General features: G+C 41.3%; 19 protein-coding genes. 5 read left to right on the top strand and 14 right to left on the bottom strand.

The window, feature by feature from the left end; translation table 11 throughout:
- Nucleotides 1-117 precede the first annotated feature (117 nt).
- Nucleotides 118-456 carry a zinc ribbon domain-containing protein YjdM gene (locus DS2_RS09360; protein ID WP_035014484.1) on the top strand — a complete coding sequence of 113 codons (339 nt, stop codon included), beginning with the start codon at nucleotides 118-120 and terminating at the stop codon, nucleotides 454-456.
- Between the two features lie 3 nt (nucleotides 457-459).
- On the opposite strand, the gene DS2_RS09355 is transcribed toward DS2_RS09360, so the two are convergent.
- The 8 genes from DS2_RS09355 to pdsR form a co-directional block, all read right to left on the bottom strand.
- On the bottom strand, nucleotides 460-684 hold the full coding sequence (locus DS2_RS09355; RefSeq protein ID WP_035014483.1) for a hypothetical protein: 225 nt from the start codon (nucleotides 682-684) through the stop codon (nucleotides 460-462).
- A 162-nt stretch (nucleotides 685-846) separates the two neighbouring features.
- The gene (locus tag DS2_RS09350) at nucleotides 847-2,397 is read right to left on the bottom strand and encodes a mechanosensitive ion channel family protein (protein WP_051479765.1); all 1,551 of its coding nucleotides are present in this window, start codon (nucleotides 2,395-2,397) and stop codon (nucleotides 847-849) included.
- Nucleotides 2,398-2,454: 57 nt separating this feature from the next.
- Entirely contained in the window at nucleotides 2,455-3,168 is a 714-nt protein-coding gene (locus DS2_RS09345; protein WP_035014482.1) for a hypothetical protein, read from the bottom strand.
- A gap of 59 nt (nucleotides 3,169-3,227) precedes the next feature.
- On the bottom strand, nucleotides 3,228-4,034 hold the full coding sequence (mazG, locus tag DS2_RS09340) for a nucleoside triphosphate pyrophosphohydrolase (RefSeq protein WP_035014481.1): 807 nt from the start codon (nucleotides 4,032-4,034) through the stop codon (nucleotides 3,228-3,230).
- Nucleotides 4,034-6,232, bottom strand: a complete 2,199-nt coding sequence (gene relA, locus DS2_RS09335; RefSeq protein WP_035014480.1) for a GTP diphosphokinase — start codon at nucleotides 6,230-6,232, stop codon at nucleotides 4,034-4,036. The genes mazG and relA overlap by 1 nt, the downstream gene beginning before the upstream one ends.
- Nucleotides 6,233-6,243: 11 nt before the next feature.
- A complete protein-coding gene (gene rlmD / locus DS2_RS09330; RefSeq protein WP_035014479.1) occupies nucleotides 6,244-7,572 on the bottom strand; it encodes a 23S rRNA (uracil(1939)-C(5))-methyltransferase RlmD in 1,329 nt (442 codons plus the stop codon).
- 65 nt (nucleotides 7,573-7,637) lie between these two features.
- Nucleotides 7,638-9,803 carry a proteobacterial dedicated sortase system histidine kinase gene (gene pdsS, locus DS2_RS09325; RefSeq protein ID WP_035014478.1) on the bottom strand — a complete coding sequence of 722 codons (2,166 nt, stop codon included), beginning with the start codon at nucleotides 9,801-9,803 and terminating at the stop codon, nucleotides 7,638-7,640.
- The gene (gene pdsR / locus DS2_RS09320) at nucleotides 9,803-10,504 is read right to left on the bottom strand and encodes a proteobacterial dedicated sortase system response regulator (RefSeq protein ID WP_035014477.1); all 702 of its coding nucleotides are present in this window, start codon (nucleotides 10,502-10,504) and stop codon (nucleotides 9,803-9,805) included. The genes pdsS and pdsR overlap by 1 nt, the downstream gene beginning before the upstream one ends.
- A gap of 226 nt (nucleotides 10,505-10,730) precedes the next feature.
- Here pdsR and DS2_RS09315 point away from each other — a divergent pair, with 226 nt between their 5' ends.
- Together DS2_RS09315 and pdsO are read left to right on the top strand one after the other, a co-directional pair.
- A complete protein-coding gene (locus tag DS2_RS09315; protein ID WP_152537584.1) occupies nucleotides 10,731-11,561 on the top strand; it encodes a hypothetical protein in 831 nt (276 codons plus the stop codon).
- 140 nt (nucleotides 11,562-11,701) lie between these two features.
- The gene (pdsO, locus tag DS2_RS09310; protein WP_035014475.1) at nucleotides 11,702-12,469 is read left to right on the top strand and encodes a sortase-associated OmpA-like protein PdsO; all 768 of its coding nucleotides are present in this window, start codon (nucleotides 11,702-11,704) and stop codon (nucleotides 12,467-12,469) included.
- Nucleotides 12,470-12,490: 21 nt separating this feature from the next.
- Here pdsO and DS2_RS09305 read toward each other — a convergent pair whose 3' ends face one another.
- The 4 genes from DS2_RS09305 to DS2_RS09290 form a co-directional block, all read right to left on the bottom strand.
- Nucleotides 12,491-19,282, bottom strand: coding sequence for a glycoside hydrolase family 30 protein (locus DS2_RS09305; protein WP_035014474.1), 6,792 nt, complete (start codon nucleotides 19,280-19,282; stop codon nucleotides 12,491-12,493).
- A 78-nt stretch (nucleotides 19,283-19,360) separates the two neighbouring features.
- On the bottom strand, nucleotides 19,361-19,843 hold the full coding sequence (locus DS2_RS09300) for a hypothetical protein (protein WP_035014473.1): 483 nt from the start codon (nucleotides 19,841-19,843) through the stop codon (nucleotides 19,361-19,363).
- A gap of 73 nt (nucleotides 19,844-19,916) precedes the next feature.
- Entirely contained in the window at nucleotides 19,917-20,741 is an 825-nt protein-coding gene (locus DS2_RS09295; protein ID WP_035014472.1) for an NAD(P)H-binding protein, read from the bottom strand.
- A gap of 26 nt (nucleotides 20,742-20,767) precedes the next feature.
- Nucleotides 20,768-21,052 carry a putative quinol monooxygenase gene (locus DS2_RS09290; protein WP_035014471.1) on the bottom strand — a complete coding sequence of 95 codons (285 nt, stop codon included), beginning with the start codon at nucleotides 21,050-21,052 and terminating at the stop codon, nucleotides 20,768-20,770.
- Between the two features lie 68 nt (nucleotides 21,053-21,120).
- On the opposite strand from DS2_RS09290, the gene DS2_RS09285 reads away from it, so the two are divergent.
- Nucleotides 21,121-22,083, top strand: a complete 963-nt coding sequence (locus tag DS2_RS09285) for an NAD(P)-dependent oxidoreductase (protein ID WP_035014470.1) — start codon at nucleotides 21,121-21,123, stop codon at nucleotides 22,081-22,083.
- A gap of 42 nt (nucleotides 22,084-22,125) precedes the next feature.
- Here the strand turns inward: DS2_RS09285 and tpx are convergent, their stop codons facing one another.
- Both tpx and DS2_RS09275 read right to left on the bottom strand, forming a co-directional pair.
- On the bottom strand, nucleotides 22,126-22,620 hold the full coding sequence (tpx, locus tag DS2_RS09280) for a thiol peroxidase (RefSeq protein ID WP_035014469.1): 495 nt from the start codon (nucleotides 22,618-22,620) through the stop codon (nucleotides 22,126-22,128).
- A gap of 164 nt (nucleotides 22,621-22,784) precedes the next feature.
- The gene (locus DS2_RS09275; RefSeq protein ID WP_035014468.1) at nucleotides 22,785-23,765 is read right to left on the bottom strand and encodes a hypothetical protein; all 981 of its coding nucleotides are present in this window, start codon (nucleotides 23,763-23,765) and stop codon (nucleotides 22,785-22,787) included.
- Between the two features lie 279 nt (nucleotides 23,766-24,044).
- Here DS2_RS09275 and prsT point away from each other — a divergent pair, with 279 nt between their 5' ends.
- Nucleotides 24,045-26,825 carry an XrtA/PEP-CTERM system TPR-repeat protein PrsT gene (prsT, locus tag DS2_RS09270; RefSeq protein ID WP_035014467.1) on the top strand — a complete coding sequence of 927 codons (2,781 nt, stop codon included), beginning with the start codon at nucleotides 24,045-24,047 and terminating at the stop codon, nucleotides 26,823-26,825.
- Nucleotides 26,826-26,858: the final 33 nt, after the last annotated feature.

Here is a 26,858-nt window from a genome sequence, read left to right as displayed (position 1 = left end):
TTATAGTTTTGATGGCGTTGTTGATTAAAAATCACAACGCCATTTTTATTTGCCCAGATTCTGGGTTAATTATTGAGTGCCAATTCTGAGCGCTTAGTTTAAATTTTAGGATTTTTTATGTCAGATACTTTGCCACCTTGCCCACAATGCGGATCGGAATACACCTACCAAGATCAGTCTTTATATATTTGTCCTGAATGCGCTCATGAATGGTCAGATGCAGATCCTGTCGATGACGAAGGGTTAGTGGTTAAAGATGTGCATGGCAATATTTTGCAAGATGGTGATCAAGTTACTTTAATTAAAGATTTAAAAGTAAAAGGCTCGTCGTCTGTTGCTAAAATTGGCACTAAGGTAAAAATTAACCGCTTGGTTGATGGCGACCACAACATTGATTGTAAAATTGATGGCATTGGGCAGATGATGCTTAAATCTGAATTTGTCAAAAAAGCTTAGAACCTATAGATAAAGTAGTGCTTCAAGTGGTGCATCTGAATGGCCACTCGAAGCATAACTTTCTAAAAACGCTGTACACCATCCATGGTCGCTCTCGTAAAACATTCCTGTTTTACCAAGTTTTAGAAAATCAGCATTCGAGTGTCCATCTTCAAACTTTCGCCAGCGCAGCAGGAATAGTCCAGCATAAATATACTCAGTATGAGTGAAATAACAAAAAAATAGCATTATCAGCTCTGTGAAAGATGGTTGGGAGTGTTTTTTGCAAAACTTCCAATCGGTAGGGATACCGTTTGAGAGCGGGCCATGGATGGCCTTGCAGCGATTTTGCAAAAAATATCCCAACCAGCTTGAACTTCTATGGCACAGGCTTAAATCGCGCTTTTGTATCTACTCATAATCCCTATAATCGGTTAAGCCAAAAAACGAGGTGATTTTATCTAACATATGCACAGATGCTTGAGTCACTCGCTCATTATGCGATTCCTCATCCAACTGCTCTTTAACCGATTGAGTTTCCACTTCACGCGCCGCCAAAATAGAAGAAATTTCCTCCGCCATAGCCGGCCTATCGTGAAGAATTTTTTGAAATGCATCACGGAACAAGCGATAACACTTCACATCAGAAACAGCAACCACAGTAGCACTGCGTGGTTCACCCGTCATTAAGCCCATTTCACCATAAAAAGTAGGCGCTGACATTTCTGTCACTTTACGTTTATGTCCACGTACACTCACCCAAACTTCAACCTCACCCTCAGTCATAATATACAACCAATGAGCATTATCGTTTTGCACCATAATATTTTCACCTTTAGAGTACAAAACAGGTTGTAAGCTTTTGGCAAGCTGCGCGTACTCTTTGGCAGTTAAACCATTTAAAAACTCAACTTGCTTTAACGCTTCAATTCGCGTTTCAATTTCACTACGCGCTTTGCGCTCTCGGCGTTCATTATTGTCTTTTTCAACAAAAATTTGTGCAGCAGGAATCGCCATAGGAATTTTCGCACGTTGCAAGGCAGCATATAAACGCCTGCGCACCAAGGAGTTTGTGGGATCGTCTTCCTGCAAATCGGTTAACCAATAACGAATCGCATAAATGGCATAACTATTATGATGTTCTTTGACAAAGTCATAGCATATGCAGTTTGGCTTTGGGAATGGTGCCATATTCGGAATAATCGGCGGTGCCTGAATGGCCTTTTCAACTTTGCCAATCACAAAGGATGGATTAAACCTAAAGTCGACCGCAAAATACACCCACATTCTATGTTTACGAGACTGCCCTTCTTTCTTGCCTAAAATAATGATATTCGCCGCTAACAGTGACGAATTAGGCACAACTAAAGTGTCCCAATCACGAGTTTCCAACACAGTATGCCGCCAACGTATTTCTTGAACACGCCCCTGCTTGCCGTTTTCTAACTCAATCCAGTCACCAATACGAATCGACCGATCAAGCTGCAATGCTAAACCACCAACAACATTGCCCAAAGTTGCTTGTAAACCTATGGCTAAAATTGCAGTAATAACCGCAGATGTCGCGGCAATACTTGTGGTGTCAACGTCAAAGTTTTTTAAGGTAATAATCAAAAGGATGACAATCGAAATGCCTAAAAACAATTCTGTGACCAATGAGGGTAAGTGATGGCCTAGTTTAGGTAAGATGAGCTTAAAGACCAAAATGGAAAAGACTTCAACTATGGTTAGCCAGCCCAATAAAAAACACAGATTTTCCGCCGTTTGCGAAATCGTATTTGTTTCGAGTTCTAGCCCTATAGCCAGTTGGAAGCCAGCAACAGCAAATAGATAAGATAAACAAAAAAAGGCAACTCGGCGAATGCGGCGCGTATTACCTGGCGCGCAATTACGCACTATTGCCGAACTAAATAAAAAAACTGTGGTTAAAACTGTGGCACTAATCCAGCTAGTAAAAATCATAGATGCCTAAAATTATTAAGTGTTTAATTTTAAGCATAGTTCATTTTTGCGTATTTGTTATTGGCTCACGGTTTGGCTTTGTTGCTGAGATTTTTGGTATTGTCGAGTTCTTTCATCAACATAGTCTAAATACACTTCAACCTGGTTAAACTTAGGGGTTTGTTCAAACCAAGCTTTTGCCGCTAAATAATCTTGGTTAAAAATTTTACCAATAAACTCATCCGCCACCTCATTAGGTAATTGCTGAAAATTGGCTAACTCAAGTAAATTGCGGGTAGCAGGCCCAGTGTTTAGTTGATACAAACCTAAAGCAAGATGAATATCCAATTGCTCGACGTAGCCAGCAGGCAATAATTCACCTAACAACTGCATGTAGTGATCAGGATATACCTTCACAATTCGAAACAAGAGTTTTTGCTGTATTGAGCCATCGACAACTTTTTTGTTGCCCTTAAATGCATATTTGAATAACTGCTGCGGATTTACATCCAGCCACTCATCGGCATAACGTTGAAAAGGTTCACGTTGGGATGCATCGTTTAAATGCAACAATCGTTGCCAAGAATACAACTTGGGCATATCTTCCGACAGGCGTTCTTGAATATACATCAGCTTCGGGTCAACTTTTACGGTTGTTGACTGCTGTATTGGCTGCTCTTGTTTGTCTTTCTTTTCTTTTTCTTTAGTTTCTTCAAACAACATGGGCTCTATAATTTTGTAGCTTATCGCTAAAAATACAGCTATAAAGATCAAGGTATTGAGTCTAGGCACTGGCACTTCCTAAATTGGCGAAACGTGTTGATTAACAATAGTTGAAAAGATCAGTTAGATCAAAGGGCTTGATGTCGTTTAACACTTTGCCACAAACTTTCCATTTGCTCTAGTGTCAATTCATCTATATTTTGTTGATAAACTTGCTGTGCCAGCAACTCAACTTGTCTGAACCTTTTTTCAAACTTTTGATTAGCTTTACGCAATGTCGTTTCTGGATCAATTTTAAGTTGTCGGTTTACATTAACCAGTGCAAACATTAAATCACCGAGCTCTTCCGCCGCTTTATCTTGCTGTTTGGCGGCAATTTCGACTTCAAGTTCAGCTATTTCTTCTTTAACTTTGGCTATAGTTTGATTAATTTGCGGCCAATCAAACCCGACACTTGCACAGCGTTTTTGTAGCTTATTCGCTCGTGAAAGTGCAGGAAGATTATTCGGCACATCATCTAAAACACTATTGTGCGTGTTTGATGACTTTTCGGCTCGCTCTTTCGCTTTTTCTTTTTCCCAATTGGCTTTAATTTCTGCGTCTGTTGCCAATTTTGCATCAGCAAATACATGCGGGTGACGGCGAATAAGTTTTTTACAAATGCCATCAACCACTTCGGGGAAATCAAATAAGGCTTGTTCTTTGCCCAGTTGGCTATAAAAAATAACTTGAAAAAGTAAATCACCTAGCTCGTATTTTAGCTCTGCAAAATCTTGCCTTTCTATTGCGTCAGCAACTTCGTAGGCTTCTTCGAGTGTATGCGATACAATTGAAGAAAATGTTTGTTTAAGATCCCAAGGACAACCCGTTTCAGGCGTCCGAAGAGCCTGCATAATTGTTTGAAGATCTTCTATAGAATAAAAGTCTTTTTGCATTAAGATTTCAACCGTGTCGCTTCAAAAATACCTGATAGTTGACTGATTTTAGACAAGAGTTTAGTTAAGCTATCAACATGCGGTACCGACATATCAATATCAATTGCCGCTTCTTGTTTGCTCTCGTCTGAATGGCTGCGAACACCTAACACATAAGCCTTTTCATTTGCCAGTATGGTGGTGATATCACGTAACAATCCTGATCTATCTTCGGCAACTACCCGTACTGTCACTCGATAACCTTGCGAATCTGCGCCACCCCATTCAACATCTACTGCCCGTTCAGGGTGCTGCTCTAACATTTGTGCTAACTGGTCACAATCGCTGCGATGAACAGATACCCCTTTACCATGAGTGATATAACCAGAGACAACATCACCTTTTACTGGCTCGCAGCATTTAGCCATATAAGTTAACAAGTTACCGACACCTTGAACAATAATACCTTGAGCATTTGCTTCTCTAGGTCGGTTAGATTCAAGCTTGCTCAACAAACGCTCATCAATATCATTGTTGGCTTTTTGCTGTTTGCTCTGTATAAAGTTTATGATTTGACTAGGGCCGATATCTCCACCCCCTACAGCAGACAACAAATCGTCCATGCTATGCATATTGAATCGACTAACCGCCTGTTCTGCATCAGTTAACACTAAGCCTGAACGCTTCAATTCGGCTTCTAATAACTCACGTCCTTCATGCAAGTTCTTTTCTTTGTCTTGCTGTTTAAACCAATGATGAACTTTGGCACGCGCTCGAGTCGATTTTAGGTAACCTAAACTCGGGTTTAACCAATCACGTTTTGGATTAGGCTCTTTGCTGGTCAAAATTTCAATTTGATCGCCGTTTTGCAAGACATAACTAAAAGGCACAATTCGACCTGATATTTTAGCGCCAATACAGCAATGACCGACATTGCTATGGATATAATAGGCAAAATCTAACGGTGTGCTGCCCTGTGGTAAGTCAACTACATCACCTTTAGGGGTAAATACATACACCCTATCTTCAAACACTTGGCTACGTAGCTCTTCAAGCATGTCACCATTACCGTTAACATCTTCTTGCCATTGCAATAATTTACGTAACCAGTTTATTTTTTCTTGGTAGCCATCTTCTTTGCCATTGGCGGTACCTTCTTTATAACGCCAATGCGCAGCCACACCTAACTCAGATTCTTCATGCATTTGGTGTGTGCGAATTTGCACTTCAACGGTTTTGCCTTTAGGACCAATAACAACAGTGTGAATAGACTGGTAACCATTAGGTTTGGGTGCAGAAATATAGTCATCAAATTCTTTTGAAAGAGGTCGCCACTTACTATGCACTATCCCCATTGCTTGATAACAATCTAATTTGCTTTCCAATAAGATCCGCACTGCACGTATATCAAATAGGCGCTCAAACGATAAATCTTTATTTTGCATCTTCTTCCAGATGCTATAAATATGTTTAGGTCGGCCAAACACCTCACCTTGAATATTGTGTTCAGCTAACGATGCGCGCACTTCTTTAACAAATTGGCGAATATAACTGGTTCTGTCTTTGCGCTTTTCATCCAACATACTGGCAATTTTTTTGTATGTTTCTGGATGTTGGTAACGGAAACAATAGTCTTCGATTTCCCATTTGATTTGGCCAATACCAAGCCTGTTTGCAAGTGGTGCGTAGATAGTAGCAGCTTCTTTAGCGGCTAAAACTCGAGTTTCCTCATCTGCGTTTTTGGCTAAGCGCAATTCGATAATACATACGGCCAGCTTGATCACAACCGCACGCACATCTTCAACCATAGCCAACAACATACGCCGAATATTGTCTACTTGTTCCGTCGACAATTCACCTCGTTTTTGATGGTGTAAAATGCGGATAGCAGCCATTTGTTCAATACCATGCACTAAGTCGTACACTGTTTTCGAAAATGTCGAGGTTATGGCTTTTTCGCTTATCAGTTTACGTTGCCAATATGGATAAAGCATGGCGGCGATCAATGTTTCGCTGTCCATATTGAGCGTCGACAGTATTTCAACTAGCTCTCGCGAAATGCTCAGCATTAATGGGCTAGGGTCTAATTCTTCCAATAATGTATAACAGTTTTCAACCGCCTGTTTGCGTACATCGTCAGAGAATTCGATCGATTCAATCCAATCCGAAAACGCTAAGAATTTTTTGTTTTTGTCATGCGATTGTCGTACTGAAACCATAATAACTACCGTTAAACTCGTTTGAATAAAGCCATTGTTTCAACATGCGCAGTATGCGGAAACATATCAACCAGTGCTATTTTGCTAATTTTATACCCAGCGTCATCTAAAAACTGACTGTCTCTTACGAGTGAGTTTGCATCACACGCAATATACAACACCGAGTTAGCTTGCCAATTATGTGCCTGCTGACATAACAAAGCCGCGCCATCTCTGGAAGGATCAAGCAATATTTTATCATATTCCCCCCAATTAATCTGTTTTAGCTCTGCTTGCTCGGCCAAATTTTTAGTCGAAAACTGACAGTTTTTAAGTTGATTTGTTTGAGCATTGTGCTGGGCACGCTGTACCGCTGATTCACTCCCTTCAATCCCTGCAACAAATTGACAATGTTGAGAAATAGGTAATGAGAAGTTACCACTGCCACAGAATAAATCTAAAACTTTATCGCTGGGTTGCAAGTCTAACCAACTGATCGCTTGCTCAATCATTTGCTGGTTCATTTGGTGGTTAACTTGAATAAAGTCAGCTAACTCGAAATGCATCTTTAGACCTAGAATAGAATAACTTAGTTCCCGCGCAACTCCATCTATGGGCAAAGCAGGGCTTGTGCCACTTTGCACAAAAACCACACAATTATTTTGCTCGGAAAATTGAGTTAATCGCTGAATATCCTCGCGACAACAGGGTTGGGCGACACGCAAGACAATAATCGACCAAGGGTCGACTTGATGCAATTCAACATGTTGCACATACTTTTTGTCTTTTAGTGAATCTAGTTGCAAACGCAAAGCTGACAGTATTGTTTCAAATGGTTTAGCTGCCAATAAACATCTATCAACTGCAACTAATTTTTTACTGCGTTTCTGTCGAAAACCGATGTGTAATTTGTCTTGCTTACCTTCATACCACGCTGCTAGACGCACACGGTTGCGATAATGTAAGTCATCACCTTGCAAATTTGTTTGCCAAGGCAAAGTGTGCAATTTCACTTTGCTAAATAAACCTTCAACAAAGGACTGTTTGGCGGTTATTTGTGCCTGAGGTTGCATGTGTTGCAATTGACAGCCACCACAGGTTTCCGCCCATTTGCACGGTGGCGTTTGTCTATCAGCAGAGGCCGTTAGACACTTAAGGCCTTGTGCTTGAATAAAGTGCTTTTTGTCTTCGACCACTTTGGCTCGCCATGTTTCGCCAGGTAGTGCACCTTCAACAAAACAGACTTTACCTTGATGACGTGCAACCCCATGCCCTTGATGATTAATACCATCAATAATTACTTCAATGGCTTTGGGTTGTTTAGTGTTTTTTTTATGTGTAGCGGAGAAAAGTTTAACCATAAGAATTAACAAGCAAACTGATATTGTTTTGTAACCGTGGAATTAGTCAAGAGTATACACGCAAATTAGTTAACTAGCCCCATCACAAATTCAATCACTACACCTTGCTGTGGTTGATCTTGGTTGTAGGCACGAATTTGACCATTATGGAATTGACTGACTAATCTAGCAATATACAAACCTAACCCGAGGTGTGCTTGCTGGCTGTTGCTGTCGCGCACCGATACCATAGAGTTAAACAAATTAGCCGCCATCTGCTCAGGCAATAAAGCGCCTTGATTAAATATCGTGAGTTTTAGCTGCTTTTTATCTCGAATTAATCTAATTTCAATTTCACTATCTGCTTTAGCAAAATCAATGGCATTAGCGAGAATTTTTTCGAGCATTTGCACAATCAAATCAGGGCTACCTATCACTTGGTAATCTCCTGGCAATTCAATTAGTTTAAACACTTGGTTGGGGAACGTTTGCTGATGCGCCATAACACAACCTTGCACAACAGTCGCAAAATCAAACGCTTCTTTTTGTGCCAAATAGTTTGGGTGGTGGATTGACTGCTCTAAACGTGTCGCTTCTGTCATTGCCGCCAACATACAATTAAGCCTATGCATGCCTTGTTCTGCTCTTTGAAAAAATTCACTGTCCTGTAATTGCGTTTGTTCCGCTTTTAACACTTCTAAACTAGATGCAATAATTGCGATGGGCGTTTTAAATTCATGCGACATGCGCGACGACATGCTTTCTAAATAACGATTGTATTGACTCAATCGTTCAACCAAGTCACTGACCGAACGGGATAAATCACCTATTTCATCTAACTGTTTTTCTGGTTTAACCTTAGCTAAAATTCGCCCTTGCGCATCAACCGCAGAACCGAGCTGTTTCTTCAGGTTTTGAATACGCCCAGATATACGCAGCGCAAACAATAAAAAGATGCAACTGCCAACCAATAACAGTAATACCATCTGATTAAATAAGTTTTGCAAGCTTTGATTACGCAAAGTACGTATGCCATGAGTGGTTTCTTCAATCACCACGGCTCCTAAAACTTGTCCGTCAATATAAATAGGGTGAGCAGCCGATAGAATAACAGCCGCCTTATCTGGGGTTAATCGCCATGCTGTGTCAGCTTGACCTTGCAGTGCTTGCTTGAGTGCTTGGTCTTCAATCTTGACCGCATCTTTTAACTGGTCGATAAAGATTTTAGACGGGTGAGTCAAAACTGCGTCATATATTGGTTGCAGTAACTTTTGTACCTGCTGCAAAAATTTAGCCGAAGTATTGCTAGTGTGATAGCTTGTGCTCGCTTGCTGAATATCACCACTGCGAGCTAACACTCTACCATGTTTATCCACCACCCATATGCGCGAATTGTGATAACTCAAGCCTTTAATTATCGCATCGATTTCGGGCGAAGGCACCAAAATGGTTCCCAGTTCATCAGCATTACCTATTGCGCCAACCAATTGCTGAGTAGTTGAATTGTCGACATCAAAAATGGCAAAACCAACTTTTGCCCCCACCCAGCTAATTGGCAACCTAAGCTCTAAATTGTAGCCTTGTGCTGTATTGCGCCAATAGCCTTGCACTTGCTTTTCAGGCAATTCTGCACGGTTGTTATCGTCGACCGCAAATGCATTCACCCACTGACCTTGAGTGTATAAATCTAAATTTGGATGAGCTTGGGCAGCAAAAATATATCGTTGCAGTCCTGTTTCGGGTCGAAAAATTGAAATTTGTAAATAGTCGTTTTTATCCACTGCATAACTATTCGGCGCCCTTGCTACCACATAGTTGTCTTTAACTGCTATGGCCAAATATAAATGTTGCTGATACTGGCCGACCTTTTGGCTAAAACTAACGGTAGATTTTGCTGCATTATCGAATATAGCTAAACGATGTGCATGATCATATTGTTGCTGGTATTTATCTAAGCTCGCCCATTCGGTTAAATGACCGTCCAATTTGACTGGCGCCGGCAACGCATAGGCGTATAAATCGCGACTTGGGATCACTTGTTGTTGATATGCAGCGGATTGATCAAATAGCGCTGGCCGCTCATGCAATGCGGTCGCAACCGCTTTGGCTGTGCCCAACATAGTTTGCTCTTGCCCTGCTCGTAGAAAGTTTTCCATTTCAGATACATATTGATACCCCAACAATGGCAGTAGCAACATACAGCTAGATAACAGCAGCAGTTTACTTTTTAAAGAAAATAGTTTTTTTAGCATTACACTTTCCAGCGATAGCCCATACCATAAACCGTTTCTATTTGTTGAAATTGGCTATCTAGCTGTTCAAATTTACGTCGAATGCGCTTAATGTGCGACGTTATTGTAGTATCATCAACGACCATATGCGCATCTTGCATTAGCTGACTACGGTTGCGTACATGGCCTGGGTGTTTAACCAAACTATGTAACATCCAGAACTCTGTTACCGTTAAATCCAGCATATTATCTTGCCAGCTTACTTGCATTTTATCTAAATCAACCCGCAATGCTCCCAATTCAATCCCTTTGGTTTGCTGCTGCGCCAATGATTGATTGAGTGCCTGCATCCGCCTAAACAACGCATTTATCCGCGCGGTCAAATGCACCAAACTAATGTTTTTATTTAAATAGTCGTCAGCACCTATTCGCAGCCCAGTAATTGTATCTATATCTGAATCACGCGCGGTTAAAAACATGATAGCCACTTGTTGTGAACGACTGCGTAACCACTGGCAAAGGGCAAAACCGCCCTCGTATTCATCTTTTAAACCAATATCGATAATGGCAAGTTGCGGCATGTTATCAGCCAAACCTTGCTCGGCGGTAGGTCGGTCAGCATAACAGTCAACTAAATAACCATGTTGACGCAATAAACTAGCGTAATTGTCTCGCAATGCAGCTTCATCTTCGATAATAGCAATGTGTTTTTTAACTGACATCCTAGGGCCTGCTGATCTTTGTTTATAATTCAATCATCTAAAAGAGTTGTTTTTAACGCAATATACCCGATGCATGAACCAACACAAGCGAAGCAGAACAATTGCCACATTGTTGCCACAATTTTGTTATTTACCCTCAATAAAATTGAAAAATCTTGGGTTATTGTCTATTTTTAAATTTGTTGTTGGCCACCCATGAACCCGCTAAGTCAAGGAGTATGTCACATTGTTTAGAATGCTGATTTGCTCTTTAATTCTTTTATTAAACTGTTTCAGAGCAGCCGCTGAACAGCCAGAATTAAATGTTGCAATTGGCGACAATTCGACCAATGTGCTCGCTCAAAGCTTGCTGTTTACTCAATTTACTAAACAGACCGGCATTAAAATTAACCGCCACCGCTTGGCTGATATAAAACAATTGGATATAGACAAAAACTGGTATACCCATTCAGGCAAACCTCTGGATGTCATTTTTGGTCAGATCAGCTATCGCTTATTGAATTATCACCAGCAAGGAAAATTGCTTGAGTTAACTGATTTCTGGCAACAGAACAAACTTGACCGCTCTTTTAGCCATCTAAAAAGCGCAACCACGCAACAGGGTAAAATTCTTGGCCTACCGTTTAACCTAGTTCACGACTTCAAACGCGAGCAACACATCTCGGATACCGATTTTTTTGCATTTCCGAAAATTGCCGAAATAAAACGCTTCGAAAGTGTCCCAATAAATGCGATACATGTTAGTGCGCTGGGAAACAATCAGCAGTCTGCCCTAAAATTATTAGCCTTTTTAGCAAAAGCAAAATCCCAAGAAAAGCTCACCCAACCTATTGGTACAATAGCTGCCAATAAAAATGCCAGGTTGCCACAGCACCCATTTGCCAAAAAATTAGTTCCTCATGTTTTTAAAGCTTATGGTACCTCCAATTTTTTTGATCGCAGTACCAAACCCGAATTTGAAATTGAGGCTAGACCCCTTTTCACTCAATTTATGCGTACAGGTAATATCCAAACTTTTGTTGAACAAATGGAAGCGCTCCGCGTGAAGCATTTCTAGGCATAATTTCGCCACAATTGCTCAGCGAATTGCCATGATTCACAGCTAAGAAAAACAGATTGTTTGTGTTTAATGACCTCCAGACACAGCAGAAAAAGCCAGCTATGTGTCGCTAACTTTTAATCTTCTGGAGAAACACAATGCAAATTATAAAACCTTCTATTGTAGCTTTATCGTTAATGACAGTAACCGCCAATGCATCTGCAAACAAAACTTTAGAAAAATGGCAAACACACTTTCAGCAAAAAGTTGAACATGCACAGGAAAAAATGGCAGAACCAGAAAATATTGGTTTGTTGTCTGGCGGCAGCTTAGGATTAGTAACAGGTGGACCGCTAGGTGCTGTCGTCGGTGCTGTCATTGGTGGCTTAATTGGGCATTCACACGAACAACATGCTGAGTTAGAAAAAGTCTATAGTTCTAATTCGCAGCACCAACTACAAATAGAACAACTTAGTCAAAACTTACAGCAGCAACAGCACCAACAAAAACTGCAATTACAGCAAGTCTCTCAGCAAATTGATATGTATGCCAGCCCCTTTACTCAGGGCCGTAGCTTAAACTTAACAATTTTATTTAAAACAGGATCTAGCGAGCTGACTGAAGATTACCGTCAGCAACTAGTAGGGGTAAGTCGCTTGTTAAATGCCATGCCAGATTTAAACATTCAGCTCACGGGTTTTGCTGATCAAAGAGGAGGTGCAAATTATAATCGTCAACTATCGCAACAAAGGGCGCAATCTGTCGCGAAGTTTTTACAAAAAATGGGCATAGCTGCACAACGCATTAGTTTTACCGCACAGGGGGAACAAGCACATTTGCAAGATGACTTGGAGAGTAACTTTTTTCAACGAAAAGTCGATATCACCATCGCCAAAAGCCCAGCCCAGGTTGTTATGGTTCAGTAGTCACGAGTTTTTTATGTAGAGCTAAAATTCAAAGTTGGTTACTTGACGGAAATACTGCACATCCAACAAGCCAGGGTGTGCAGATAACCCCATCAACATAACGGCTAATGCTCGCATATCCAAAGTATCGCTTTGCCAACTGATGTCATCGACATCGTAACGCCATGGCAATTGAATCCCATTTACTTGGGTATCCAAAATTGCCAAGTTGTTATCCTGCCAAGCGAGCACATCTGCAACTAATGACGCATCTGCACCAACAAATCCAGCAACCACACTAACGTCTGCGATATTATTGCTATGATGGTCAATGCTTGAATCTAAACCAAAACCCCAAACATACGAAGGCTCAGAGAAGTTTTCATCCCAATAAACTTTTTCGGCTTGCGCATGCGACAAGAACAACTGGCGGTAGTTGGCCGAATTCAGTATATGATTAACTAAATAAAAGTTAAGCTGATGGGTTAGCGCAGACACTGAATTACTGTTTTCATCGGCAGGTAAAGCATTTCCATCGACATAAACTAGCGGGAATTGTTGGCCTGTTTGATAATAACTTTGCCAAACTTGCTCTGCTAGGCCATCTTGCATATTCATCGCGAACCAGACCGCCAGCATTTGCTGGTGATAGACACCTTGATTGGATAAACTTATGCCATCTGCATCTTGGGTTAAATTAATCTCCCCCAAACTCGCATTGCTGACTAAATCATCCCAAATAACACTTTGTACTATAGTATCTACTGCAGTGGTGACGGTATCACCCGTGAAGGTTTTTTCAGCGAATTTAATACCTGCCAGCAACAAGGCGGTATCTATCGCAGAATAATAGCTAGACTCGAGTGCAACACTGCCATCCTCATTCCAGTATTGAGCTACCCAGCCGTTAACATTGGTTGCTGGGCTAACCGCTTCATTTTCAGCGTTCAATGTTTGCAACGTTTGCACAATTTTCGCGGCTGCCGAACTGTCCCATTGCATATTATGAGCAATACTCAAGGCGATAAGCCCTAAACCTGTTGCGCTGCCACTGCGTAAATGATTGTCTGTTGTATCAACATTTAAAAATGGTCGATATAAGCCATTGTCATCTCGCGCCGAGTCGATTAATTGATAAATATTTTGTGCTAACGTATTAGTTTGCGCTATTTGCTGTAAATCAACCACAGGCGAATTATCTGTATCCCAAATTAAACTAACCATGTCGTATGCTGCTAACTCAACTTGGGTATATTGACCCTGCCAGTTAACATCGACATCAAGAGTATTCACTGTAGTGTTAACTAACACCACAACCACGGTATTGTCAGGATTTTTATACGCGAGTGTTGCGACATCTTGCGAGCCTGATGTTGATGAAATCAACACAGCGCCGTCTTGTAAAAACTTACTGATATGGCCAAACGCATAATATTCAGGATTAGCAGTCATGCTGCCAGAGTTATCTATAGTGACTAAACCACGGCAATCCGTGCAACCATTTTGCACCGGCCCGTTGCTGCCATCTAACGCTAAACTGTCGTAAAAAACCGCCGATGCTCCAGCATTCAACGCCGGCATTAACAGCTCGGTCATAGTGTCGGTTAAATATTGGCCAAAACTACGGCCATCATGTTGATTACGACAACTGGTTAAATACACGGGCCGCGTACGAGTTTGCGCTAAAATTTGGCTAATAGCCTGAGTATAATCAGACGCGCCATTCGTTGCTTGATAACACTGTAATGCAATGGCGTTTGTTCGCCCATAAACAAAATCATCTGCTAACGCGCTTCGCGCAAAGCCAGCAAGGTCTGCCGCTTGTTGGCTATCAAAATCTGTCCAATTGCCATCCCACAACCAAAACTCGGGTGTTGGTCTAAACTGTCCGACTGTCGGATACCAAAAGTCTTCAAAAAACAACAAGTAATCATCATTCGACCACGACATAGACGGGAAGTTTGCTTCTAAGTGAGGCTGGTTTTGCAAACTAATGCTGGCAAATTCGATTCCGCGCTGCTGATAGCCTTGCATAAACGCCAACCAATAATCGGCATAACTTTGATAAAACTCAATTCGCAACGACCCACCCGCAAAACTTTCGTTGTCTTTCATCCAAGCGGGCGCACTCCAGCTCACCGCGTGCAATGCAATATCAGCTTGAGTATCTTGTATATCCAGAATTAATGGTATTAAATAATCTTCATCGTCTGCCAGTGAAAACTGGCTTAATTCAGGGTCCGTAAGACCAGCAGACATATCATTATAACTTCGAGGCGCTCGGGCTATAAACTCACCCATACCTGACAGCGGTACACGTAAATGCTGTAAACCTATGCCTGACTCAGTTGAAAAAATTTGATTTACTATATTACTAGCTTGTGCTGACTGAAAGATCAGACTGGCTGCGCTGTCAGTTAAATTGGCACCAAAACCTTGTAGTTGTTGAGCAGGCTGGCTATCACTAACATCAACTTGAATGGTCGCCCCCCCCATGCCGGCACGCAAAATTTGTTGCGCCCGCTGCGTCAATAATAAACTAGCGTCACCAGCTGTGCGCCAGACATCAACTGTATTGGTTAAACTCGGATTAACTGTGTGGGTATAAGTTGCTGAATCTGTGACTAGATCACGACTGCTGGTTTGAATCAAAAATGAAGTTTGGCCGACAGTATCGCACGCCATAGAGAAGTTATAATTGTCGCCTTCGGTAAAAGAAGCAATAACGCTTGAAGTTTGCTGGTTTAGCACCTGAATCCCCCGTGCATCACCTTGCTCGTCATCTGCAAGATCAATTGAATACTCAATTGACGTCTCACCAATACTACATTCTGATGATACTGTTGCCGCGGTTGCTAACGTATCTTGGTGTATTTCACCCGCATTTAATACCGAGGTTGTTTCTGCGGCTGCATCATTGACGAAACCTTGAATGATTAGGCTCTGTCCACCTCGATTGCGCGTACTGATACTCGCGCACTGTTCACTGTTTAACGCCAGATTTTGAAAGGATTCATTGCTAAATTGATAGGCAGCCCGATAACTAAGGGTATCGCCATCAGCATCACTACCAGCTAAACAGACCATAACCTCTTGGCCATCACGCAGTTGGTTATTAAACTCCTCAGGTTGCTGCAATGCCATAGTCAGTGTCGGTTTAGCATTTAAGGTGTTGCTGACAACATGACTGTATACCAAAGAATATTGAACCTGGCTGCGGCTAACTGTACGGATCATAAAATCAACTGCAGCAATCGCATCACAAGACAAACTAAAGGTGCCAGCAGTAATTTGCCCAAGCGATGCCAATACTTCTAAACTGATGGCATCCACCACATCAATACTATAGGGATCGCCTTCTACATCTGCGGCTACTTGTACGGCAAAAACACTATCTTGCTCACCCGCTCGGCAACTACCACTTGAAGACAGTGCAGTTTGCACTGAGTCTAAATGAATCACACCAGCATTAATGGTGTCATTACCTGTTGCTGTACCATCACTGACAAAACCTTCGATGGTTAAATTCTGTCCACCTCGTGAAGTTAAATCTATACTGCCACAAAGATTATTCAACGATAAACTTTGCTGAGTTTGGTTATCAAATCGGTAAAAAACTTGGGTATTTAACACTGCATCTTCAGCATCACTGACACTCGCACAGACTTGGATACTTTGTTGGTCACGCAACAATCCATTAAACCGCTGAGCATCAGCATTAATCGTTAAATCTATATTGGGCGCGCTATTGTTTTGTGCAGCAACAACATGCTGATATTGAACAGACAAACTAGAAAGATCACGGCTGCTAGTACGAATCACAAAAGGGGTCACCCCGTTTGCATTACAGTTTAATGAAAAACTCGCTGGAGAGCTTGTCCCCAAATTAGCAATTAACTGATTAGTTGTCGCGTGATAAACCGACAAAGCATAGCTGTCACCTTCAATATCATCGGCAACTTCAACACTATATATTCTAGCATCGTCCCCTTGGCGGCAAGTTTGGCTATTGGTATAGGCAAATTGCACTGTATCTTGATGAATTTGATAAGTTTTTTGCGCACTGACTTGTTCGATACCATCAGTTACAACAGCTGTGAATACAAGCGTTTGATTGCCTAATGCATTGGTCGAGAAACGGCCACAATCAGAGTTCAAGCTGATTGCCTGCTCCGCGCCGCCATTGAGGCTATAGCTCAAACTGGTCGTTAAATTATCACCATCGGCATCATCGGCATCTAAACAAATTTCAAATTCGTGATTGTCGCGCAACTTATCTTGATAAGTTTGTTGATCACTCAACAGCAAAGCAACTGTTGGCGGAGTATTGGTTGGTGTGTTAACTGTATGCTGATAGACTCGCGAATAAGTTGTCAGCCCTCGACTTTGATTGCGCACATAAAACTCTAACACACCGGCCTGCTGACATGACAAGGCAAAACTGGCTTGGTTGTCAATCTGCCCTAAGTTGGCTAAAACTTGATTGTTTCTGGCATCAAATACACTAACATTAGTTGCATCACCTTCTATATCGACTGGCAAACTAATATTATAAGTTAATGAGCCATCCCCTTGAGTACAGCTGTTGTCTTGACTGCTCGCAATTTGAATGGTGTCTTTATAAATAGGGCCAATATTCACGGCTAAGTTGCTAGAAACCTCTCCATCACTGGCGTTGGCTTGCACCGCAAGTGTTTGGCCACCACGGTCAAATAACGAAATAGTCATACATTGGTTACTGTCTAAATTAAGGGTGTGCTCAAGTTGACCGTCAAACGTATAACTCCCAGAAAGAGTGACCATTTGCCCTTCAGGATCGCTGGTACTAAAACATAAAGTACCCGTTTGGTAATCACGATAATTGTCGTTAAATTGCTCCGCGCTAAAACTGTAATCTATGCTAGGCGCTTGGTTCGGCTGTTGGGTAACTGTGTGTTGATAGGTAGTTGACTGTACGGTTAAACCACGGCTTTCAGTGCGCAGCACAAAAGGTGTATTGCCCAATTGCTCACAACTGAGTTGAAATTGTCCTTGGGTGGCTGAGCCTAATGAGAATAAAAGCTGTGATGAATCTGCTTCAATAACACTGAGCGTATGTTCATCACCTTCACTGTCGGGCGGTAAACTAAATGAATAGGTAACCGCATCAGCCCCCAAGGTGCAATTTAAACTTTCTGATTGAGCAAATTGAATGGTGTCAGCGTGAATTTGCCCCAATGCTAGGCTTTGCTGAATTTGTGTTTGTCCATCATCGACAGTGGCAAAAAAGGTTAGTTGCTGACCGCCTCGACCTTGCGTCGACACACTTGCGCAGCCATTGCTTAACATCATTGGTTGTGCTGGTTGGCTATCCCACGCATAGGTTAAACTGGCAGTTAAACTATCATTATCGCCGTCAGTTGCAGCAACACATGCTTCTAGTGTTTGATTGTCACGATATAACAGCCCGACTCTATCTCCCGTCACGTCAATACTCACCTCTGGCGCTTGATTAGCCGATTGCGTAACCGAGTGGCTATACACCACACTATTAACAACTTGACCTCTACTCGACGACCGAATTTGATAGCGGGTCAGGCCAAGCTGGTTACAGTCAAAGGTGATTGAATTTTGCTGGCGAATGTTAAGTTGTTTTAATACCTGTTCACTATCCAGATCAATAACTTGCAAACTAACCGGATCAAACTGCGCATCCGCATCTATATCAAGATTAACAGTTTGCGCATTCTCTCCAACCAAACAGCTGGAGTTTTGGCTCGTGGCAATTGGTATACTATCACGATGCACCAGGCCTAAATTAAGCTCAGCGGCCGTTGTATTCACGCCGTCAGAAACTTCTGCCAAAATAACCACTTGGTTGCCACCTAATTCACTGGTATCCAACTCAGTGCACAATCCATCGGTCGCTAATGGCAATAACTGGCTTGCACTTGTCGCTATATTGTCGATGCGCGCTTGAAAACTGGCAGTCAAAACATCACCATCCGCATCAGACGTTAATAAGCAAATGGGCACTTGTTGATAGTCTCGCAGTTGCGACGAGAAATACTTAACCGAGTCGGCCAAGTTTGCAAATGCAACAACAGGCGCTTGATTCTGTTGTGGGTTAGCGGCAAAAGAAACTTGCAATTGCCCTGGCGCGTTAGCCTTTGCGCCTAAACTATCGACGCAAGCCGCAGCCAGAACATCACCTTCAGATACAGTGTTTGCTGCCAAGTTGACTTTGGCATTAGGCTGTTGCTCTAACCAATAGCGGCCATTAATACTTAACTCAACTTTGGTTGCATCTCCGTCACTATCGTTACAGCTAGGCAAATGCAGTTGTTTATTTTCACCTTGGGTAAAATATATCGTTGCCAGCTCAGCAAAATCATTGGCGGCATTAATCGAAACTGAATTGGCGACAATTCGATAAGCATAGTTTTGCGTTAAAAACTCACTGCCATTTGCATTCATTTTAGCGCGCACAAGCACATCACCACTATAAAGTTGCGCATCTAAAAAGAAGTTGAGCTGACTATCTGTAGTGAGGTTTGTCCAACTTACCCCATTGTCGTCAGAAACTTGACCCACAAAAGCGGCATCTGCCGCCGAGCCAGCTGTCAATTGAATAGCAAAAGTGACTCGACATTGACTAAAAGGGCGTATGGTCTGTGCGGTAAATTCACATTGGCTAGGCAGGTTATTGCCACTTGCAACCAACTGGCTGGCCATTTCGGGCAAAGTTACGCCTGTATTTCCTTCGTCTGGGTTATTATTGTCCGACTCAGAGCTTGCGCCACCACAACCAACAAGTAACACAACCCAGCAGAGAATAGCCAATTTATTCAGCAAGTTTAACCTCGAAAACGTCAATCTTTTGTTGTTAAGACTAGATTGCACTCAAAGTTAATGCCAACTTTTTACTTTTGGTTAATAAGGTATTTTGCGAGTTTCAGCTTCGATACTCAGGATAAAAGCATCGGCAATAAAATCTTGCCATTTTCCTTGCTCAAGCGAAACTGCCACCGCAGACTGCGAAATACTTTGCAGGTAGTCGCCATTAAACACCAGAGCACCATTAACCTGTTGACGACTCGACACATCAGCATATAACTGAGCGGTTAACGACACATTTGCCGTACATCCATCAATAGCTGTATTTTGCACATCAAGCGAGCCAGAAACATATTTGGCTAAAAAGTTCTTATAAATATAAGCTTGTTCTGAAACTTCATCACCAAACCTAAGCTGCTGCACGCCCTCGCATAAAACTTCGGTATCTAAAATAGTTTGCTCACCGGCATCTAACTGAATTTTTAAGAAAGTTTTTTCAACATATGCATCATCATTTGAAGTCGAAGCGCAACTAGCCAAAACCATCGAAACAGCCGCTAAGGTCATCCTTTTTAACATTATTTTTCCCCTAAATCAGAATATTTAATAAGTTCACTAGGACCAGACCAATAGGCCCCAGGGCCTAATGGTCCTAGCAATGTGCTAATGCGTCTTTAATTTGGCTAAATTTAAATTGATAACCCAGTGTTTTTATTTTGTCGCTTAATACAAACTTTTGCGCTCCGCTATCGACTAAACTGGGCAAACAAGCGGGTGTTTCCGCTGAATAATTTGCGATAGCCAGTTTATAAAATTCCGCTTTGGATATTTTTTCAGGGGTGGACAGATTAAAAGCTTCTTTGCAAATTTGTTGATTAATCAGAAATTCAAGTCCGTGAACCGCATCTTTTTGATGAAGCATGTTTGCATAACTGCGACTAGAGAGTGAACGCATATGCTTAACGAATCTTGCAGGGTGGCGGCCACAACCAAACAACCCACTAAAGCGTACAATTAAGTATTGAGCAGGAAAACATGCGCGGACTTCGTCTTCTGCTTGTAATATCAATTGTGCTTTTTCATTCCACGCGGCTGCATCATACTCTGATAAATCTCGGTCAACCTCAGGGTAAACTGCAGTAGATGAGGTTAAAATCACCTGTTTAACAGTCGGTGCAATATGCTGGCACAGCGCTTTAATATGTTGCGGATAATAATGACCATTGCCAGCTCGGAAACCAGGCGGTATGGTGATCACCACACAATCAGCTTGGCCCAGTTCAATTAAATTTACAACATCAGCTTCAACCACTTCACCTTGGTCGAGCTGGACTTTTTTTGCATCCATTCCATGTTGCAAAAGCGATTCAATCCCTTGGTTTGATGAGCGACTTACTTTGACTTGGTGCCCACCTGAGGTTAACAATTGTGCTAATGGCAGACCAACCCAACCTGCACCAATAATACTTATATTCATATGACCACGACTGCTTATCTGTGTTTTTAGCAACTATACCAGTGACGAACGCTTTTACTCACTACTGCAGGCTGAACTTTTTGACTAAACGTTAAATAGTGCTCACTTTCTACATGCTGCTGGAAAGCCACTTCATCTACAAACTGTTCATACAAAAAAAACTGTGTCGGGTTATCATGGCTCTGGCTTACGTCAAACTGTACACATCCCTGCTCTTTGTGCAATGAGGTTTCTGCATTTTCTAACACCGCATCCATAAAAGTTAGCATATGTCCGGGGTCGATTACGTATTCAACAGTGATAATATACATACAATGTCCATTTAAAGAATTTATAGTTATTTCTACTATAGGTATAGCAGTTAACGGAATTTTTACATATGAGTTTTACTAAAATAGTGTTTGCCGATGCTGACTCTGTCGGTGATGTAAACTTCGCATCATTGCAGCAGCAAGGGCAACTTCAGCTAATTAACAAACAAGATTTTGATACCAACCCCTCACATTATGTTGATGATGCACACATACTTATTACCAATAAAGTCGTTGTTGATGAACAATTGTTGAAACAAGCAAAACAGCTAAAATTAATTTGTGTCGCCGCAACTGGTTATAACAACATTGACCTGCAAGCATGCAATCAATATGGTATTACAGTAACAAATGTCAAAGACTATTCAACCTTAGCCGTTGCTCAGCATACCTTTGCGCTACTTTTAAGCTGGCTAAACAAACCAAGTCAATACCATCAACTATCAACCAATGGTAGCTGGGCATACAGCCAACATTTTTGTTTGTTAGACTTACCGATTGCTGATTTAGCCGGTAAAACTCTCGGGATAATCGGCTATGGTAACATTGGACAGTCAGTCCACAAAATTGCTGAAGCATTTGGCATGCAAGTGCTAGTCGCAGAACGGAAAGGACAAAGTGTTCGAGAAGGCCGCCATACTCTTGAGCAGGTCATCAGCCAAGCTGACATAATTTCGTTGCATTGCCCATTAACAGCCAATAACAGCAAACTGGTCGACCAGCAGTTTTTATGTCAAATGAAAGACTCTGCAATTTTGGTCAATACCGCTAGAGGAGGTTTAATTGACGAAAGCGCTTTGCTCAATGCTTTACAACAAAAGCATATTCAAGCTGCGTTACTTGATGGATTAACCACTGAGCCACCCGCACAGGATGATCCACTTCTAAATGCAAACTTGGATAATTTATTGGTTTCACCTCACGTTGCTTGGGCAAGTATTAACTCACGGCAAAAGTTGGTAGATGAAATCGCGCTCAATATTCAATCGTTTACTCAAAACAAGCCTCGCAATCAAATATTGAATGAATAACTAAAGTTAAAGCTGGATGATGAAATCCAGCTTTAGTCAGGGTTATAAAACAGCGATTGCTGCCTGATAATCAGGTTCGTCTGCTGTTTCTGCAACCTGTTCCGCGTGCAAAACTGTACCGTCAGCATCAACAACCACAACAGAGCGAGAATATAAACCCGCTAATGGGCCATTCGAAAAAGTTAATCCATAATCTTGGCCAAAGCTCGAACGGAAGCCAGAGCCAACCAATACATTGTCAATGCCTTCAGCACCACAAAAACGAGCCATTGCAAATGGTAAGTCCATAGAAACACATAACACGACTGTGTCTGAAAAACTAGCTGCTTGCTCATTAAACTTGCGAACTGAAGTCGCACAAGTTGGTGTATCAATTGACGGGAAGATGTTTAACACGACTTTTTTGCCAGCTAAGCTCGCTAAGGTAACCTCTGACAAATCCGCTTGAACCAACGAAAAATCAGCCGCCTTGCTGCCAACAGATGGTAAAGAGCCAATAGTCTCAAATGGATTGCCTTTCAATGTAACAGTTGCCATATTTAATTCCTATTTAAAAATAAATGAATAACGCACAACAAATCATACAAGCAAAACCCCCAAGTACAAATGCTTTATGCTATTTTAATCTACAAACAAAAAAACCACATGCTGATTAAACATGTGGTTTTATTAGGGTAGTAAAGTATCGTTATAGAGGTAAATTAAGCCGCTAATTTAGACTTACGATTTCGTACAGCTAAACCAGCTATTGCGAGCATAAATACCGCCAACATACCAGGCTCAGATACTTCTTGCGCAACTTTAGCCAATTTAATATCACTAAAACCACCAGACCCGCCTAAGCTGATAAAGATACGACGAACAGTTTCAATTTCTGAGAAATTCACTGTTGCCCACTTTCTATCCGACGCACTACGAGCCCCCATACCTGGGACTTGTACTGTTTCAATATGATTACCATCAGCATCAGATGTGATTACATAACTGTCTTCATGATTTGCAATGTCGAAGAAATTGATTGACTTTAAAGTCACATCCTCGGTTAATTCGATTAAAATATGACCTGACTTCTTCTCATTATATTGTACAACATCAAACTCGTCATTAGGGTCGTCGGCAAAAATAACATCAGATGGTTTAGCTTTTCGGCCTTCGTCATCCACGATAGTACAATGCCCTTTAACACTCTGGCTAGTATCATTATTTTCAAAACAGGTGTGTTCCGGGTTTATGGTTTGCTTTTGCCCATCAATCCAGTAACTCTGCGACTTATCTTCTTGTAAAATAACGATGTTACCCGGAGAATATTCCTCTGTCCCACCAGCTTGGGTAAAGGGCGCTTGCAAATCGGCATCATAATGACGTCGCCCATTAACTTCTACACCTTTTTTAACATCAGTATTTAACGCCACAGCAAAATCTGGGTCCGCAGAAGAGCTATAATTGTCAGCAAAAATAGTCGCGCCAACACCTGTGTCAACAACTGAGCCAGATACCTCATCATATACATAGCCAGATTGATATTGAGTGCTCAAAATATCGCCCATTTGAATGGATTGCTCAACTCCATTTGTGTCGTAATACCTGTCAAAGTCCATTGTCCACTCCCAAGCAGAAGCTTGGCTTGCAAACAGTAACGAAGAAACAATCGCGGCAGACTTCAATACGCTGTAAAATCTCATAATCTATATCCTAGTTTGAGCTTTAAACCCAGTAACCCCTACAATTAACGCTACACTCTCTAATCAGCACTTTACATGCAAGATACAAACCAAAATATTCAATACATTGATTTTGAATAAGTAAATAAAAATCCATTCACTTTCTAAACAAATCATTGTAAAGAAAGCCGACAGATTGCATCTATTGGTAATTTTACCTAATATGAGATTTTATGCCATTAATAATACCACTATGCAAACACAGCTTAGTAAATCCATCTCCGAAGCGACTATAAAACCATGCCAAACAAACAACTAAAATTTCTAAGTCAGTGCATTGTTGCGAGCACTTTTTTCAGTGTAAATGTTCATGCTTTAACCTCATCTGATTATTTTGAGTCTGCACTGCAATACAAGATTAAAGGGCAACAAGAAGAGGCTGTTATTGAACTAAAAAATTCACTGCAGCAAGACTTTAACAATATTGCGGCACGCGTTTTATTAGGTCAAATATACTTAGAAAATGGCGAAGTTTCAGCAGCCGAAAAAGAATTTAAAATCGCCTTGAGCTTAGGTGCCGATACAAGTTTAATTTTACTGGATTACGGTAAGGCCTTATATCAACAAGGCAAAACTCAGCTTCTATTAGAAGAAATTGTTCCGTCCGACACTGATCCTTTATTTGATGCGGAAATATATATCTTAAGAGGCAGTGCACAATCAGCATTAAACTTGTTTGACAAAGCTCGTATAGAGTTCAATTTAGCACTGCAGCAAGTACCCGATTATCTACCAGCCAAGTTAGCATTGATTGGCTTGGAAATGATAGATAAAAAGTTCGATAAAGCAGAGCGTGAATTGTCCAACATAGTGCAACAACAACCTTCTGCTAAGGCTTACTACCTATTAGCTGAAATAGCACGGCAAAAAGGCCTGGTCCAACAAGCTTTTAACTATTATCAACAGTCAATCGATTTAGACTCATCAAATTTAGATGCCATTCATGGCTATATTGAATATGCCATGCAAACTAAAGCAAATGACCAAGCAGATAATGCCATTAAACAGCTAGAGCAGAAGTATCCGCTCGATCCTTTAACTAAATATTATCGTGGCATGTGGCACTTAGTCACAGGAGACTCCAAGAAAGCCAAAGAGATATTATCTGCGCTGGCTGATAAATTATCGTCTATTCCGGAAGAGTATTTAGCTCAAGATTACGAACTAAACACTATTCGAGCTGTTGCTTATTATTTGCTTGAACAACCAGAAAAAGTCCGTGCAACTATTAATCCTTTGCTGCTACAAAGGCCAAGCAATATCAGTTTAGCCACCATGTTAGCCGAAATTGAATATGAAGCGGGTAACTACTATACGGCACAAAACTTATTGCAAAAGTGGCGTAGAGATAAAACTAAGTACTTTAAATATTATATAGTGCTAGCACAAACCTACGCTCAACTTAAGTTATTTAATGAAGCGCACGATTTGCTCAAGCTTGGTTTGGAGGTTTTTCCGAATAACAGCAAGTTAGAGCAGCTACTTGCCTCAACGTACGTCTATTTAAATAAAATAGAAGATGCTAAAAGAATATTTAAAAAGTATGAAGATGAAATATACAGCCAGTTTAAGTTGGCGAATATTCTATTCCAGCAACGACACTATGTACAAGCACTGGAGTATAGTCGTAAAATCATCGGAAAAGCTAAGAATGACTGGGCAGTCCATAACTTCCATGGTGCTTGTTTACTCGCAAACGGCCAAGCAGAGCAAGCACAACAAGTGTTTGAAGAGATTATCGCTAAAGATGCTGATTTTATCCCTGCAAAAATAAACCTAATTCGCCTCTACTTAAAAGAACAAAAAGTACAACAGGCGCAAAATTTATTGGATTCAGTGTTAAAAATATCGCCTGCTCATGAAGATGCGATAAATATTCAAACGCAAATTTACAAATCTTACGGCCAACTAAACCAAGCTAAGACATTCTTGGAATCGCGTTTAGAGTACGTTCAAGTGCCCAATAAAGTCTTAAAAGAGCTTGTATCCGTCAGTTTAGCCTTAACTGAATTATCCGAAGCTGAAAAATATATCAGTCAATTAAACGATGCACAGCCATTAAGCCCTTTTGTGATTGAAGCGAGAGTACAACTCTTTATTGCGCAATCAAATGAGCATATGGCAAAACAGTCAGCTCGCTCTATGTACGCATTATACTTAAATGATGTGCCAGCTCTGTTTAGAATTGCCAACTACCAGCTGGCCATTCCAGATAAAGAGGGGTTGCACAGCACTGTGGAGCGTTTAGAAAAGCTAGAGGTTGATGCGCGTAATATTTGCCAGATTAAATCAAGATCTATTTATTTAACCAGTGGCATTGAGCCTGCTTTATCTTACTTAGAGCAAGTGCGTTTACAAGTACCAGCATTAATATGGCTAGAAGCCAAAAAACAACTGCTGATTGAAGAAAACGATTTAAAACAAGCGCTAGAAATGGTTGAACACCAGTTAAATATTCGCACCTACGAGCGTTACGTCAAAGAGCGCATTGGCTTGCTCACTCAGTTGGGTGAATATGAAAAAGCCATCAATTACACCCGAGCCATCCTAAATGGACAGGCAAACGCTGTGGAGTATCAAACTACTCTGACTGATTTATACTTATTAAATAACCAAGCTGATCTAGCCATAGAAAGCTTGCAGGCCAGCCTAGCACTGTCCGAAAATGACCCAAGATTGTTAAATAATTTGGCAAACCTGCTAGTTAAAAATGACCCGGTTCAAGCGCTAGCTTACATTGAAAAAGCCTATGCAATAGCACCAAAAAACCCACAAATACTAGATACCTACGGTTGGGTTTTGGTGAACTTAGACAGAGCAGACGAAGGGCTGAAATTTCTGCGCGAAGCATACACTAAAGCCCCAAGACAAGCCGACGTTCATTTTCATTTAGCCGTTGCACTTAGCAAGCTCAATCGAATTAGCGAAGCAATGGCTTCTCTGAAAACAGCAAAATCCTTGCGCCCATCAGCCAAACTAGTGGCACAAATCACCCAATTAGAGAGCAGTTTAGCTCAGTAGCAGCAAATCCCCCCAAGGGGAATAATTTCTCCT

The sequence above is a fragment of the Catenovulum agarivorans DS-2 genome (assembly GCF_000568405.1).
GTDB classification, from domain to species: Bacteria; Pseudomonadota; Gammaproteobacteria; order Enterobacterales; family Alteromonadaceae; genus Catenovulum; species Catenovulum agarivorans_A.
The sequence above is the reverse complement of the archived record's forward strand: the minus strand, read 5'-3'. Positions and strand labels throughout refer to the sequence as shown.

Coding starts and splice junctions, on each gene's coding strand:
- DS2_RS09285 (WP_035014470.1), top strand. CDS start 21,121: ATGAGTTTTACTAAAATAGTGTTTGCCGATGCTGACTCTGTCGGTGAT.
- DS2_RS09275 (WP_035014468.1), bottom strand. CDS start 23,765: ATGAGATTTTACAGCGTATTGAAGTCTGCCGCGATTGTTTCTTCGTTA.
- DS2_RS09290 (WP_035014471.1), bottom strand. CDS start 21,052: ATGTATATTATCACTGTTGAATACGTAATCGACCCCGGACATATGCTA.
- DS2_RS09350 (WP_051479765.1), bottom strand. CDS start 2,397: ATGATTTTTACTAGCTGGATTAGTGCCACAGTTTTAACCACAGTTTTT.
- rlmD (WP_035014479.1), bottom strand. CDS start 7,572: ATGGTTAAACTTTTCTCCGCTACACATAAAAAAAACACTAAACAACCC.
- pdsO (WP_035014475.1), top strand. CDS start 11,702: ATGCAAATTATAAAACCTTCTATTGTAGCTTTATCGTTAATGACAGTA.
- DS2_RS09300 (WP_035014473.1), bottom strand. CDS start 19,843: ATGTTAAAAAGGATGACCTTAGCGGCTGTTTCGATGGTTTTGGCTAGT.
- DS2_RS09360 (WP_035014484.1), top strand. CDS start 118: ATGTCAGATACTTTGCCACCTTGCCCACAATGCGGATCGGAATACACC.
- pdsR (WP_035014477.1), bottom strand. CDS start 10,504: ATGTCAGTTAAAAAACACATTGCTATTATCGAAGATGAAGCTGCATTG.
- relA (WP_035014480.1), bottom strand. CDS start 6,232: ATGGTTTCAGTACGACAATCGCATGACAAAAACAAAAAATTCTTAGCG.
- tpx (WP_035014469.1), bottom strand. CDS start 22,620: ATGGCAACTGTTACATTGAAAGGCAATCCATTTGAGACTATTGGCTCT.
- pdsS (WP_035014478.1), bottom strand. CDS start 9,803: ATGCTAAAAAAACTATTTTCTTTAAAAAGTAAACTGCTGCTGTTATCT.
- mazG (WP_035014481.1), bottom strand. CDS start 4,034: ATGCAAAAAGACTTTTATTCTATAGAAGATCTTCAAACAATTATGCAG.
- DS2_RS09295 (WP_035014472.1), bottom strand. CDS start 20,741: ATGAATATAAGTATTATTGGTGCAGGTTGGGTTGGTCTGCCATTAGCA.
- DS2_RS09355 (WP_035014483.1), bottom strand. CDS start 684: ATGCTATTTTTTTGTTATTTCACTCATACTGAGTATATTTATGCTGGA.
- prsT (WP_035014467.1), top strand. CDS start 24,045: ATGCCAAACAAACAACTAAAATTTCTAAGTCAGTGCATTGTTGCGAGC.